This window comes from Pseudodonghicola xiamenensis DSM 18339 (assembly GCF_000429365.1).
In the GTDB taxonomy this organism is placed as follows: Bacteria; Pseudomonadota; Alphaproteobacteria; order Rhodobacterales; family Rhodobacteraceae; genus Pseudodonghicola; species Pseudodonghicola xiamenensis.
In genome coordinates this window covers 377746-391252 of the sequence record NZ_AUBS01000001.1, presented here as the reverse complement: position 1 = coordinate 391252, position 13507 = coordinate 377746, and the positions used below count along the sequence as shown (strand labels likewise).

The 13507-nt window shown below is 63.2% G+C and carries 12 protein-coding genes; 5 read left to right on the top strand and 7 right to left on the bottom strand.

The annotated features are described in order from the left end of the window. Nucleotides 1-616: 616 nt before the first annotated feature. The 3 genes from G455_RS0101830 to G455_RS0101820 are packed head-to-tail and all read left to right on the top strand — an operon-like array spanning nt 617 to nt 3488. On the top strand, nt 617-1651 hold the full coding sequence (locus G455_RS0101830) for a TRAP transporter substrate-binding protein (protein ID WP_051312100.1): 1035 nt from the start codon (nt 617-619) through the stop codon (nt 1649-1651). Nucleotides 1652-1672: 21 nt separating this feature from the next. Next, entirely contained in the window at nt 1673-2194 is a 522-nt protein-coding gene (locus G455_RS23130; protein WP_051312099.1) for a TRAP transporter small permease, read from the top strand. Nucleotide 2195: 1 nt separating this feature from the next. Then, on the top strand, nt 2196-3488 hold the full coding sequence (locus G455_RS0101820; protein WP_028092105.1) for a TRAP transporter large permease: 1293 nt from the start codon (nt 2196-2198) through the stop codon (nt 3486-3488). Between the two features lie 37 nt (nt 3489-3525). Here the strand turns inward: G455_RS0101820 and G455_RS25455 are convergent, their stop codons facing one another. Beyond that, complete coding sequence (locus G455_RS25455) at nt 3526-4305, bottom strand: 2-keto-4-pentenoate hydratase (RefSeq protein WP_028092104.1); 780 nt, start codon at nt 4303-4305, stop codon at nt 3526-3528. A gap of 184 nt (nt 4306-4489) precedes the next feature. Between G455_RS25455 and ilvD the strand changes: the two genes are divergently transcribed. Beyond that, nucleotides 4490-6217 (top strand): dihydroxy-acid dehydratase, encoded by a 1728-nt coding sequence (gene ilvD / locus G455_RS0101810; RefSeq protein ID WP_035365900.1) that lies wholly within the window; start codon nt 4490-4492, stop codon nt 6215-6217. Then, entirely contained in the window at nt 6214-7089 is an 876-nt protein-coding gene (locus G455_RS0101805) for an NAD(P)-dependent oxidoreductase (protein WP_028092102.1), read from the top strand. The genes ilvD and G455_RS0101805 overlap by 4 nt, the downstream gene beginning before the upstream one ends. 76 nt (nt 7090-7165) lie before the next feature. Here the strand turns inward: G455_RS0101805 and G455_RS0101800 are convergent, their stop codons facing one another. The 6 genes from G455_RS0101800 to cyoA form a co-directional block, all read right to left on the bottom strand. Beyond that, nucleotides 7166-8005 (bottom strand): tryptophan 2,3-dioxygenase, encoded by an 840-nt coding sequence (locus G455_RS0101800; RefSeq protein ID WP_028092101.1) that lies wholly within the window; start codon nt 8003-8005, stop codon nt 7166-7168. A gap of 245 nt (nt 8006-8250) precedes the next feature. Next, a complete protein-coding gene (locus G455_RS0101795; protein ID WP_028092100.1) occupies nt 8251-8985 on the bottom strand; it encodes an SURF1 family protein in 735 nt (244 codons plus the stop codon). Between the two features lie 67 nt (nt 8986-9052). Beyond that, nucleotides 9053-9421, bottom strand: a complete 369-nt coding sequence (gene cyoD / locus G455_RS0101790) for a cytochrome o ubiquinol oxidase subunit IV (RefSeq protein ID WP_028092099.1) — start codon at nt 9419-9421, stop codon at nt 9053-9055. Next, on the bottom strand, nt 9421-10053 hold the full coding sequence (gene cyoC, locus G455_RS0101785) for a cytochrome o ubiquinol oxidase subunit III (protein ID WP_028092098.1): 633 nt from the start codon (nt 10051-10053) through the stop codon (nt 9421-9423). The genes cyoD and cyoC overlap by 1 nt, the downstream gene beginning before the upstream one ends. Then, on the bottom strand, nt 10050-12032 hold the full coding sequence (cyoB, locus tag G455_RS0101780) for a cytochrome o ubiquinol oxidase subunit I (RefSeq protein WP_028092097.1): 1983 nt from the start codon (nt 12030-12032) through the stop codon (nt 10050-10052). Before cyoB ends, cyoC begins: the two co-directional genes overlap by 4 nt. A 1-nt stretch (nt 12033) precedes the next feature. Next, complete coding sequence (gene cyoA, locus G455_RS23120) at nt 12034-13107, bottom strand: ubiquinol oxidase subunit II (RefSeq protein ID WP_051312098.1); 1074 nt, start codon at nt 13105-13107, stop codon at nt 12034-12036. Nucleotides 13108-13507: the final 400 nt, after the last annotated feature.

The following is a 13507-nucleotide window of genomic DNA, read 5'->3' as shown; positions in this document are numbered from 1 at the left end:
GGTCTCTGCAAACGGACCGGCAAGACGCGCAGCGGGGAGCTGCTCCCCAGGTTCGGCCTAAGGCCGCCGCCATAGGAAGCCGCTCTCCCATCCGCTCCATTCCCAGGACCTCGAAAGAAAGCGATGCGCACCAGCCCCTTCGCCGCCACGTCATTTGCGGAGAACCCGGTTGGCATGCGGCCTCCTGGCCCCTTTGATCTGGCTCAAATATCCCGGGGTGAATGTGCCGCAGGCGCAGAGGGGCAGCGCCCCTCTCCTCCCCCACCTCGCAGCGTTCCGACCACGCGGTCCCGGGTCCGATCCGACAAGCTGCGGCGCGATCATGACACAACCGCCGCTCTGAGACGGCGCGGAGGCGACGAATCCTGCTTGGCCGCCGCGGTGAGCCAAGCAATATCTCCGATACGCTTCTGCTCGATTGCAGGCCCGAAGTTGCTGCCTCACCGGGCAACGCCCCCTTGCCCGCGGTGACGCCGGGGCCGGAACACTGCAATTGTGGCCACAACCGTCGATTGGGGGTTTGCCTTTGTTTACCAGTAACAGAAACTACCGCTCACCCTGGCATCATACGATCATACGCTCCCGCGGAGGGGCTGACACCAACAGGAGTAAGACAATGATGATGAAACGCCTGATCGCGACCGTTTCGGCCGGCATCGCCGCCGCAGCGCTGTCGGCCAGCGCGGCCCTCGCCACCGAGCTGACCTATTCGTCCTGGATCCCCTGGACCCACCCGGTGAACGTGAACGTCTATATCCCCTGGATCGAAGCGGTCGAAAAGGCTTCGAACGGGAAGATCACCTTCAAGCGGCTGCCCAAGGCGATTGCCTCGCCGCAGGGATCGCTCGACGCCGTGCGCACCGGTCAGGCCGATGTCTCCTTCTCGGTCCATGCCTATGCCCGCAAGCAGTTCGCCCCCTATCTCTTCGCCGAACTGCCGCTTCTGGGCGACAGCGCCGAAATCACCTCGGTCGCGCTGCAGCGCACCCATGACAAGTTTCTCGCCGACAAGGGGATGTACAAGGGGCTCTATCTGGTGGGCATGATGACCCATGGTCCGGGCCAGGTCCATCACACCACGAAACTGATCGAAAGCCCCGCCGACATGGAAGGCCAGAAGATGCGCACCGGTGGCGTCATTCCCAAGGCGATCACCGAGGCCTGGGGCGGCGTCTCGATCAGCCAGCCCTCGTCGAAATCCTATGAAATCCTCTCCAGCGGCATCGCCGACGGCATCATGTTCCCCTACGAGAGCGTGACCAGCTTCAACCTGACCGATGTCACCAAATTCTCGACCAACGTACCGGGCGGCTGGTATTCCTCCAGCCATTTCCTGATCATGAACAAGAAAGCCTATGATCGCCTGCCGCCGGACGAAAAGGCGATCATCGACCAGTTTTCAGGGGAAACCTTCGCCAAGATGGCCGGCCATGGCTGGGATGTGGTCAATGCCAAGGGGCTCGCCGATCTGAAGGCCAACGGCAACACCATCGCCGATGCCTCGCCCGAGCTGCTGGCGGCGATCACCGAACTGCGCGACCAGTTCCTTGCGGAGTATTACACCACCGCAGCGGAGGAAGGTGTCGATGGCAAGGCCATCTACGCCTATTTCCAGGAGCAGGTGAAAGAGCTTGAAGCCGAGGCCAAATAAGGCCTGCCGGGAGTATCCATATTGGACATTCAACATCCCCAAGGGGCCGCGGATCATATCCGCGGTCTCTCTCCCCTGGCCGGGGTTCTGACCTATGTCGCCTGCATCCTGCTGTTCGCGATGATGCTTCTGACCTTCGCCGATGTGATGGGGCGGTATCTCTTTTCCGCCCCCCTGCCCGCGACCTATGAAGTCGTGTCGCTGATGATGCCCGCCATCATCTTCTGCGCCCTGCCGCTGACGGTGCTGAACGAAAACCACGTCACCGTCGATCTGCTGGACGATATCATCCCGCGGCCGATGGCCAGGGTGCAGGCCGTTTTCGTGCATCTGTTCAGCACAGCCGCGCTCGGGCTGATCGCCTGGAGATTGGTCATCAAGTCAATGAGCCAATTCGAATATGAAGAGATCACGGATGAGCTGTTCCTGCCGATGTGGCCGTTCAGTGCACTGATGGCCGTACTCTGCACAATCGCAACCCTCGCCGCGCTGGCCAATGTCATCCTGACCCTCGGCGGCCGCAAAATCCCGGGGGGCAAGTGACATGACCGAAGCCCTCATCGGCCTTGCCGTTCTTCTGCTGCTCGCCTTCCTGCGCATCCCCATCGCCTTTGTCATGGCGCTGGTGGGATTCTCCGGCATGGCCTGGGTGATGAGCCCGACAGCCGCCCTCTTCAACGTCGGACAGACCGCCTTCGACGCCGCCATCAACTATGAACTCTCGGTGGTGCCGCTCTTCGTGCTGATGGGCAATTTCGTCGCCCGTGCCCGCCTCGCCGCCGAGCTTTACAATGCCTCGAACGCCTTTCTCGGGCACCGGAAGGGTGGGCTCGCCATGGCCACCGTGGTGGCCTGCGGCGGATTTTCCGCCATCTGCGGATCGTCTCTGGCCACTGCCGCCACCATGTCGAAGGTCGCCATGCCGTCGATGCGGCGGTTCGGCTACTCCGATGCCCTGGCCACCGGCTCGATCGCCGCCGGCGGTACGCTGGGCATTCTGATCCCGCCCTCCGTCATGCTGGTGATGTACGGCATCCTGACCCAGCAGAGCATCGGCAAGCTGTTTGCTGCCGGCATCCTGCCCGGTGCCATCGGCATGATGTTCTATCTGCTGGCGGTGCGCTGGGTCACCTGGCGGCGTCCCTCAGAAGGCCCCGCCGCCGAACGCCAGACCTGGGCTCAACGGTTGACCGCGCTCAGGAATGTCTGGGGGGTCCTGGTTCTGTTCATCGTGGTGATGGGCGGTATCTATGGCGGTGTCTTCAGCCCGACCGAGGCCGCTGGCATCGGCGCGCTCGGCTCCTTCCTCTTCGCGCTGCTGCGCGGCGCGCTGAGCTGGAAGGTGCTGAAAGAGATCCTGGTCGAAAGCGTCGAAACCACAGCCATGCTGTTCACCGTGCTGATCGGGGCGCTGCTGTTCGCGAATTTCATCAACTTCACCGATTTCCCGCAGGGGCTGGTGAGCTTTGCGATGAAATTCTCCGACACGCCCTGGTTGGTGATCGTCGCCATTCTGGTGATCTACCTGCTGCTGGGCTGCGTGTTCGAAAGCATGTCGATGATCCTGCTGACGGTGCCGATCTTCTATCCGCTGGTGATGCAGCTCGGCTATGATCCGATCTGGTTCGGCATCGTCGTCGTGGTGGTGACCGAGATCAGCCTGATCACCCCGCCGGTGGGGCTGAACGTCTTCGTGCTGCGTGGCGTTCTGCCGGATGTGAGCACCGGCACCATCTTCCGCGGGGTCACCCCCTTCTGGGTCGCCGATATCTTCCGGCTGACGCTGATCGTGGTGGTTCCGGTGCTGTCGACCTGGCTGGCCTCTTACGTGGCCTGACGGATCGGGGCCGGTTTCGCGCCGGCCCCGGTTCCTCTCACTCCCTGCGCGAGAAAGCGACGCTGCCGAGCGGCCCCATGCCCACCTCGACGCGGGTCACGCCCGGGTCCAGAACCTTCAACGGAAGATGAGTTCCGCACATGACCAACATCCCCGGCGCAACCTCGGTGCCGCGCGCGTTCAGCGTGCTCAGCAACCAGGCCACCGCCTCGAAGGGATCCTGCGGGGCCGCCCCGGTGGCCTCGCCCGCCACTTCCCCGTCGACAGTCAGGGTGACATGAAGATGTTCCAGTTCCAGGGCCTCCGGGGCGATACCGCCCTCGCCCAGCACGCAGCCGGCGTTGAAGACATTGGCAGCGATGGCCTGGCCCAGCTCGAGCCCGGCGATGGAAACGCCGCGCTGGTCGATCAGTTCGATCGAGGCGCGCAGGCTCTCGATCACGCCCTTCGCCTGCTCCGGCGTCACCACTCCCGTCAGCTCGGTCACGCCCTGCCCCAGAATCGCGGTGATCTCCGCCTCGATGCAAAGTTCACCGAAGGCGCCCTTGGGCAGGACCACGCCGCTCGGGTGCACCTCCGGCGCCAGAACCCGCGCCCAGGCCGGTTCACTGACGCCAAAATGCGCCTGCTGCGGTTTGCCGTTCACCGCCAGTTTGTACCCTGCCACCGGCGCGCCGATGGCAGCGACATAGGCGTCCTGAAAGGCGTAGCCATCGGCAAAGGGCGCACTGCCCAGCCCCTGCGGCAGATCATAGGGCGCCAGATCGCGCCGGGCTGCGGCCATGGCGGTGGCGGCGGTTTCGATATCGAGGATCAATTTTCACTCTCCCATTCCGGTCCTGAGGTGTCGCCGCGCATGTTGGCGCCTGCCCCCGCCAATGACCAGAGCCCAGCCCCGCGCCGCGCCGATTTCACTCCACACCGCCGATCATGCGGCTAAGATCGCCCCAACGCCCGCGCCCGCCAACGCGAAGACCCCAGAAGACAGAAGGAACACCAAGATGACAGACCCCAAGGCCAGCAACCGCAAGCTACGTTCCCGCATCACCGTGGACGGGCTCGACCGGGTGCCGCACCGCGCCTTCTATCGCGGCCAGGGCCTCGACGATGACGCCATGGCGCGGCCGATGATCGGCGTGGTCTCCACCGCCGGCGAGACCTCGCCCTGCAACGCCAATCTGGGCGATCAGGCGCGCTATGCCTATCGTGGCGTGCAGGAGGCCGGCGGCACACCGCGCGAATTCACCACCATCTCGGTCTCGGACGGGTTTTCAATGAACCATCAGGGGATGAAGAATTCGCTGATGTCGCGCGACCTGATCGCGGATTCGGTCGAACTGGTGATGCGCGGCCATGCCTATGACGGGCTGGTGGGCTACGGCGGCTGCGACAAGAACCTGCCGGCACTGATCATGGCGATGGTGCGGCTGAACGTGCCTTCGGTTTTCGTCTTCGGCGGCTCGACCCTGCCGGGGATGTACAAGGGCAAGACCGTCTCGATCCTCGATACCTACGAAGGCGCCGGCGCGGTGATGACCGGAGAGATGAGCCAGGAGGATCTGGACGCGATGGAGCGGGTCGCCATGCCCACCATCGGCGCCTGCCCCGGCCAGTTCACCGCCAATACCATGGGCATGGTCTCAGAGGTGCTGGGCATCGCCCCCCTCGGCAGCGCCACCATGCCGGCGGTCTATTCCGAACGGGTGGCGCTGGGGCGCCACGCGGGACAGATGGTGATGGAGATCCTCGACCGTGGCGGCCCGCTGCCGCGCGATCTGATCACCCGCAAGTCGCTGGAAAACGCCTGCGCCATCGTCGCCGCCACCGGCGGGTCGACCAATGCCGGCATGCATATCTCGGCCATCGCGCATGAGGCCGGCATCCTCTTTACCATGGACGATGTAGGCGCCGTCTTCGAACGCACGCCGCTGATCGGCAACCTGCGCCCCGGCGGGCAATATTACGCGCTGGACGTGCACTGTCTGGGCGGCGTGCCGGTGATCATCAAGGAACTGATCCGCTCGGGTCACATGCATGGCGATACGCTGACGCTGTCGGGTCAGACCCTGGCCGAGGCGGTGGCCGATGCGCCGGCACCCGATGGCGAGGTGATCCGATCGGTCGACAACCCGCGCGACAGCTCGGGCGGGGTGATCGTGCTCAAGGGCAACCTCGCCCCCGAGGGCGCCTTCATCAAGGTCGCGGGCCTCAAGGTCCGGGTGCACGAGGGCCCGGCCCGCGTGTTCGAGAGCGAGGAGGACTGCATGGCCGCCGTCCGCAAGCGCGATTACCAGGAGGGCGACGTGATCATCATCCGCAACGAGGGCCCCGCCGGAGGCCCCGGCATGCGCGAGATGTTGGGGCCGACCGCGGTGATCTATGGTCAGGGCATGGGCGAAAAGGTGGCGCTGGTCACCGATGGCCGCTTCTCCGGGGCGACGCGGGGGATGTGCATCGGCTATCTCTCGCCCGAGGCCTATAACGGCGGCCCGCTGGGGCTGGTCGAGAATGGCGATATGATCCGCATCGACACCCGCGAGGCGCGCGTCATCGACCTGTTGGTCGATGCAGAGGTGTTGGAGGCGCGCCGCAAGGCGCTGGCCGCCCGTCCGCCCCGCCGCCTGGCCGGCGCCCATGAGAAATACGCGGCCCAGGTGAAAAGCGCCTATTACGGGGCGATCACCCATTCCGGCGCGGTCGATTGGCCGGTGGACGAGGTGGAGGAATGACGATGCCGCGTCTGGGGTACCTCGGCACCGGGCTGATGGGCGAGCCGATGGTGATGAACCTGCTGAAGGCGGGCTATGAGGTCACCGTCTGGAACCGCACCGCGTCGAAATGCGATGCGGCGGTGGCCGCTGGCGCCCGGCGCGCCGAAAGCCCCGCCGATCTGGCACGCCAGAGCGATGTGGTCATGGCCTGTCTGACCAATGCCGCCGCCGTCGAGGCCGTGCTGTTCGGCGAGAATGGCGTGGCCGAGGTGACGGGGCCGGAGATGTTCATCGACTTTTCCTCAATGGATCCGGGGCTGACGCGAGAATTCGGCGCGCGTCTGCGCGCGGCCAATGGCATGGGCTGGGTCGATGCCCCGGTCTCCGGCGGCACGCCGGCGGCGACGGCGGGAACGCTGACCATCATGGCCGGCGGCAGCGCGGCGGATTTCGCCCGTGCCGAGCCGCTGATGGCGCCCCTGGCGCAGAAGGTGACCCATATGGGCGATCTCGGCGCCGGGCAGATGACCAAGCTGGTCAACCAGATCATTGCAGGCTGCACCATGGCGGTGGTGGCCGAGGCGGTGAATTTCGCGCGAGTCATGGGGGTGGATGCCACCCGGCTGACCGAGGCACTGGCGGGGGGCTTCGCCGATTCCAAGCCCTTCCAGCTTCTGGCGCCGCGGATGGCGACGGAAAGCTTCGAAAACCCGCTGGGCACGGTGGCGATGATGCTGAAGGATCTCGACACCATCGCGGCGGTGGGCGGGGCTGAGGCCGAGCTGCCGATGACCGACAGCGCCCGCGCCCTGATGCAGGCCACCTGTGATCTGGGTCATGCCGAGGACGATATCTCAACCCTCATCCTCACGCTGAAGGGACAACCCTGAACAGCAATCACGGCCTCGGGGCGGAGGAGGTCAAGGCCATCTCCGCCCACACCGCCATTCACCTGTTGGCAGCGGGTTACAAACCGCCGCGCAAATGCCAGAGTTCCGGGAACAGCTCGACTTCGAGCATGCGGCGCAGATATTGCACCCCCGACGTGCCGCCGGTGCCGCGCTTGAAACCGATCACCCTTTCGACCGTGGTCACGTGATTGAACCGCCAGCGACGGAAATAATCCTCGAGATCGACCAGCTTCTCGCCCAGTTCATAGAGCGTCCACCAGCGATCGACATCCTGATAGACTTGGGTCCATTTCTCCTGCACCGCCTCGACCGGCTTGTGCGGCTGGCCCAGTTGCGGCGCCGGGACATCGGCATCCGGCCCGTCGATGGTAACGAACAGCAACCGGATCACATCGTCATAGAAGCTTGGCCGTGCGAGCTCCGCCTGCAGCATCTGCTGCACCTCGGGGCTGTGCGCATGGGGTTTCAGCATGTTCGGATTCCGGTTGCCCAGAATATATTCGATCATTCTGTATTGATAGGACTGGAACCCCGACGATGGCCCCAACGCGTCGCGGAATCGGGTGTAATCAGCGGGCGTCATGGTGCGCAGCACGTCCCAGGCATTATTGAGCTGTTCGAAAATCCGGCTGACCCGGGCCAGCATCTTGAACACATGGCTCATCTGCCCGGCATTCATCGCGCTGCGCGCGGCGGCCAGCTCATGAATGGCCAGCTTCATCCACAGCTCACTGGTCTGGTGCTGGATGATGAACAACATCTCGTCATGTGCACCGCTCAGCGGCTTTTGCTGTGCCAGAAGTCCGTCGAGATTGAGATAATCGCCGTAGGACATGGCATCGGCAAAACTCATCCGGGCGCCTTCTGTTCCCGGATCATAGGCGTCTTCACTCATCTCTCGTCCTTCCTGCGATTTTTTTTCTGATTTCGGTTTTCGCCAAATCCGCGGCAAACGCAACTGATGCTTGACGTTTGCACCCCAGGCAGGCCCCTGCCGGCGCGTGGCGCTGCCGTCCCAGGCAAGAACGCGCCCTGCCCACCTCTGGCAAAAAAGCACACAGCGCCCCATGCCCGCGCCGACAGGAATGAAGGGGCATATCACTGCCCCTCCGGCCTTTCCGTTATCCGCCCCCTGCCGCCTCAGCGGCGGCGCAACTCGGTCCAGAGGACGAAAACCCAGGCGCCCAGCACCAGCAGAGACAGCGCGAACCAGGTCAGGGCATAGCTCAGATGCGCGTTGCGGAAGGAAACCACCGTCTGCCCGCCCCTCGGCCAGGCCTTCGGGTCGCCAAGCTGCTGATCGACGAAATAGGGCGCTGCGCGCTCGAGCCCCTTGGCACTGGTGATCGACCCGATGTCACGGCGATACCATTTGCCATTCTCCGGATCGTTCTTGCGCGAGAACAGCCAGCCCTTGTCCTCGGATATCCGCAGCAGGCCGGTGACCATCACCTCACCCTCCGGCGCGGCATCGAAGCTGCCGGCCAGCGCCAGGTCCTCGGGCACCAGGCCGCGGTTGATCATCACCACGGTGCCATCGTCGCGTTCCAGCGGCGTCAGCACCCAATCGGCCGGACCGAAATCCGAGGGAGTGTAGATCAGCACCGTCTGATCGTTACGGAACTGCCCCTGCAGGCTCACCCGGCGATATTCGTCGCTCGCTGCGGTGATCGCCGGCCAGGCCTCCGGCCCCGGGGCCGGCACCGGATCCGCATCGACACGGGCCTCGACCCGCTCGATCAGATCGAGCTTCCAGTGCAGCCGATGCACTTGCCAGATGCCCAGCCGGGCAAAGCCTCCGACCCCGATCAGAGCGATCAGGGTAACGATCATCAGACGCGGCCAGCGAATGGCGGGAAGGGACTCTCGGGTCATTTGGTCTTTCTCCACGAAAAAGCCGGGGCCGAACGAACGGCCCCGGCTGGGATCAAATCAGAACGGTTCAGCCCTGTTGGGACTGAAGGTTCATCATCTTGTCCATATCATGTTGGGGCATCATGTTCTCGTTCATATTGTGCATGACCCAGAGCGAGCCGGCCAGAACGATACCTAGGATGATCAATGCCAGCAGCGTCGAGCCGAGCGTCCAGCCCTCTTCCGAGTCACCGCTGACATGCAGGAAGTAGACCAGATGCACGATGATCTGCACCGCGCCCAGGCCCATGATGATGCCGATCAGCGTGGTCCGCTCCATCTCGACCTCGCCCATCACCAGGGCGAAGGGAATGATGGTCAGGATCGCGGCCAGCGCGAAGCCGACCATCAGCCGGCCCATGGTGCCATGGCTACCGTGTTGGGAATGTTCGCTCATCAGACCAACCTCACCAGATAGACGAAGGAGAAGACCCCGATCCAGATCAGGTCGAGGAAGTGCCAGAACATGCTGAGCGTCCCCAGACGCCGCATGTTGGCACCAATCAGCCCATGCATGCCGATCTGCACCATCAGCGTCACCAGCCAGATGGTGCCGGCGGTCACGTGCAGACCGTGGGTGCCGACCAGCGCGAAGAAGGCCGACAGGAAGGCCGAACGGTCAGGACCGGCACCGATATGGACCAGGTGGCGGAACTCGTAGACTTCCATTGCGATGAAGCCCAGGCCGAGGACCCCGGTGACGGCCAGCCACATCAGCGTGCCGTCGCGCTTGCCCTTGTCGGCCTGCAGCATCGCCAGCCCGAAGGTGATGGACGAGAACAGCAGCAGCGCGGTTTCCACCGCGACAAAGCCCGGTTCGAACAGGTCCTTGGGTCCCGGGCCGCCGGCATAGCCGTAGCCCAGCACCGCATAGGTCGCGAACAACGCACCGAAGATGATGCAGTCGCTCATCAGGTAGATCCAGAACCCGATCGGCGTCGGGCTGGCGTGATGGCCGCCGTGATCGTGATCGGTCACGGCGTGGCCGGCCCCCGAAGCAGGGGTCCGGGTCGCGTCGAGCGGGCTCATGCCAGGGCTCCTTTCGCTTCGGTCTCGGCAACCTCATCCACGGGGATGTAGTAGTCGCGGTTGTAGTTGAAGGTATGGCCGATGCCGATGATCAGCATGCCCAGGAAGCTGGCGATGGCGAGCCACCAGATGTACCAGACCATGGCAAAGCCGAAGACCAGCGCACCAGCAGCCAGAAGGGCGCCCGTCGCGGTGCCCTTGGGCATATGGATCGGCGCATAGTCCTTGGACCAGGCGAAGCCCTCTTGCTTCATCCGCCAGAACTCCTCACGGCCGCGCACATGGATCTCCTGCGGGAAGTTGTAGGGCGCAGGCGGCGATTGGGTCGCCCATTCCAGCGTCCGGCCATCCCAAGGGTCATTGCCACAGGCCAGCGCCTTGCGGTTCATGATCGACACGTAGAAGTTGATGAAGGTGCAGACGATCCCCAGCAGGATCAGGAAGGCCCCGAAGGCGGCGACGATGAAATACGGCTGCCAGCCGGCATCGGGGTACATGTTGACCCGACGCGTCGCCCCCATCAGCCCCAGCGCATAAAGCGGCATGAAGGCGAAATAGAAGCCGACGAACCAGAACCAGAACGACCGACGGCCCCATTTCTCGCTCAGCTTGAAGCCGAAGGCCTTGGGCCACCAGTAGGTCACTGCCGCATAGACTGCGAAGACCACGCCGCCGATGATGACGTTATGGAAGTGGGCGATCAGGAACAGCGTGTTGTGCAGTTGGAAGTCGACCGGCGGAACCGCCAGCAGAACCCCGGTCATCCCACCAATGGTGAAGGTGATCAGGAAGCCGATGGTCCACAGCATGGGAACTTCAAGCCGCACGCGGCCCTTGTACATGGTGAACAGCCAGTTGAAGATCTTCACGCCCGTCGGCACCGCGATGATCATCGTGGTAATGCCGAAGAAGGTGTTGACGTTCGCCCCCGACCCCATGGTGAAGAAGTGGTGCAACCAGACGACGAAGCTCAGCACCATGATGCAGGCGGTAGCCCAGACCATGGTCTTGTAGCCGAAGATCGGCTTACCCGAGAAGGTCGACACGATTTCCGAGAAGACGCCGAAGCAGGGGATGATCAGGATATAGACCTCGGGGTGACCCCAGATCCAGATCAGGTTGATGTACATCATCGCGTTCCCACCAAAGTCGTTGGTGAAGAAGTGGAACCCGAGATAGCGGTCGAGCGTCAGCAACGCCAGCGTCGCCGTCAGCACCGGGAAGGAGATGACGATCAGCACGTTGGTGATCAGCGAGGTCCAGGCGAAGATCGGCATGTCCATCATCTTCATGCCCGGCGCGCGCATCTTCAGGATGGTCGCGATCAGGTTGATGCCCGACAGGGTCGTGCCGACACCGGCGATCTGCAGCGCCCAGAGGTAATAATCCACCCCAGGCCCATGACTGAAGGCCGAGCCCGACAAGGGCGGAAAGGCCAGCCAGCCGACCCGGGCGAATTCCCCGATGAAGAGCGAGATGTTGACCAGCAGCGCCCCGGCCACCGTCATCCAGAACGAGAAGTTGTTCAGGAACGGGAAAGCCACGTCACGGGCCCCGATCTGCAGCGGCATGACATAGTTCATGATGCCAGTGACGAAAGCCATCGCCACGAAGAAGATCATGATCACGCCGTGGGCGGTGAACACCTGATCAAAGTGGTGCGGCGGCAGATAGCCTTCGGCGCCGCCGGCGGCCATCGCCTGCTGCGCCCGCATCATCAGCGCGTCGGCAAAACCGCGCACCATCATGATGAAGCCCAGCACCATATACATGATGCCGATCTTCTTATGGTCGACCGTGGTGATCCAGTTCTTCCACAGCGGAACCCAAAGGCGGAAATAGGTCATCAGACCCAGCACCAGCAGCCCGCCGAGCGCAACGCCCGCGAAAGTGCCGATCAGGATCGGTTCGTGGTAGGGAATCCAGTCGAGGCTGAGGCGGCCGAAGATCGGCGACAGCGTCTCGCTGGGTTGTGTCATGTTAGTTGACATTGGTGGTCGTCTCCTTGAGTTCGGCGACGCTGCAAATCTGGTCGGGCGAGAACAGGAACGCCTGGGTATCGAGTTCCGGCAGGTTGGACGGCAGATCAATCGGATTGCCGAAACCGTCGATGGCGCGCGGGCGGTCGTAATCATAGGCCGCTGCATTCGGGATACCGGCGATGCCGCCGCCGCCCATCTCGTCCTGCATCATCATCTCACCCATGCAGACCTTGCCGTCTTCGACGCAAAGCTCGACCACGCGCTGGAACAGATCCTTTTCGACCGTACCGTAGTAGCGAACCGGCGTGGCGATGCTGGGTTTCTCCAGGGTCAGATAGGTGTCGCGGGTCAGCGGAGTGCCCTCGGCGCGAACCTTTTCGATCCAGGCGTTGAAGTCACTGTCGTTCATAGACAGCGTATCGAAGGTCATCTGTGCGAAGCCCGGGCCCGAATAATGCGCCGAACGGCCGGCGAAGGTGCCGGTGCTGTCCGAGATCAGGTGCAGCTTGGTCTCCATGCCGGCCATCGAATAGACCATGCCACCAAGCGCCGGGATCGACAGGGTGTTCATCACCGTCGAGGAGGTCAGGCTGAAGTTCACCGGACGACCTGCGGGAATTGCCAGTTCGTTGACCGAGGCAACACCGAATTCGGGATAGATGAACAGCCATTTCCAATCGAGCGACACCGCCTGAACCTCGACCGGCTTGCCGGCCTCGAGATGATCCAGCGGGCGATAGGGGTCGAGCCGGTGGGTATAGACATAGGTGAACCACCCCAGCGCGATGATGATCAGGATCGGAACGCCCCAGATCACCAGCTCCAGCTTGGTGGAGTGTTCAAAATGGGGATCATAATCCGAGGTATCAGCCCGATCCGCGCGATATTTCAGCGGGAAATAGACCGACATCACCAGAACGGGAATGATCACGATCAGCATGAGAAGTGTGGAAATGATCAGGAGGTTGCGTTCCTGATCCCCCACCCATCCCTGCGGTGACAGAACATGGTACTGACATCCGGAAAGCGCAAAAGCGCCAACCCCTGCCAGCAGGAGGTTTTTAAGTTGCAAGGCGAGCCTCTTGTTCTTGTCCGAGCCGCCGGCAAACAAGAGTGCGAGAGAGGGCCGGCAAACCGGAACTTTTGGTACGCCCCCGCGCCTAAGGCCGATTGGTCGGTTCTGCACTGCGGCGTACTGTCGCGACCCCCGATTTTTGCGATGAAATCACACGATTTTGACATCCCCGTGACAGCCCGAATTGGTTTCCGCGCCCGCAGCGCCACCTACCCGGCCCCACGCCTCGCGGTCGCGATCTGGCCCAGCCAGGGCCACCTCAGACCCTGCGGCTTATGAGATGCGCAAACCGCCTTGACAGGCCCGCCGGTCTTTCCCTAACTGAACCGGTTCGAAGACTGGCGGTTTCCGACCCAAACCGCCGAAATGCTTAGATGCGGCCCCGCATGTCGAGTCC

Excerpts from the sequence above, each read along its gene's own strand:
- ilvD (WP_035365900.1), top strand. The coding sequence starts at position 4,490 with ATGACAGACCCCAAGGCCAGCAACCGCAAGCTACGTTCCCGCATCACC.
- G455_RS0101795 (WP_028092100.1), bottom strand. The coding sequence starts at position 8,985 with ATGACCCGAGAGTCCCTTCCCGCCATTCGCTGGCCGCGTCTGATGATC.
- G455_RS0101830 (WP_051312100.1), top strand. The coding sequence starts at position 617 with ATGATGATGAAACGCCTGATCGCGACCGTTTCGGCCGGCATCGCCGCC.
- G455_RS0101800 (WP_028092101.1), bottom strand. The coding sequence starts at position 8,005 with ATGAGTGAAGACGCCTATGATCCGGGAACAGAAGGCGCCCGGATGAGT.
- cyoD (WP_028092099.1), bottom strand. The coding sequence starts at position 9,421 with ATGAGCGAACATTCCCAACACGGTAGCCATGGCACCATGGGCCGGCTG.
- cyoB (WP_028092097.1), bottom strand. The coding sequence starts at position 12,032 with ATGACACAACCCAGCGAGACGCTGTCGCCGATCTTCGGCCGCCTCAGC.
- cyoC (WP_028092098.1), bottom strand. The coding sequence starts at position 10,053 with ATGAGCCCGCTCGACGCGACCCGGACCCCTGCTTCGGGGGCCGGCCAC.
- G455_RS0101820 (WP_028092105.1), top strand. The coding sequence starts at position 2,196 with ATGACCGAAGCCCTCATCGGCCTTGCCGTTCTTCTGCTGCTCGCCTTC.
- G455_RS0101805 (WP_028092102.1), top strand. The coding sequence starts at position 6,214 with ATGACGATGCCGCGTCTGGGGTACCTCGGCACCGGGCTGATGGGCGAG.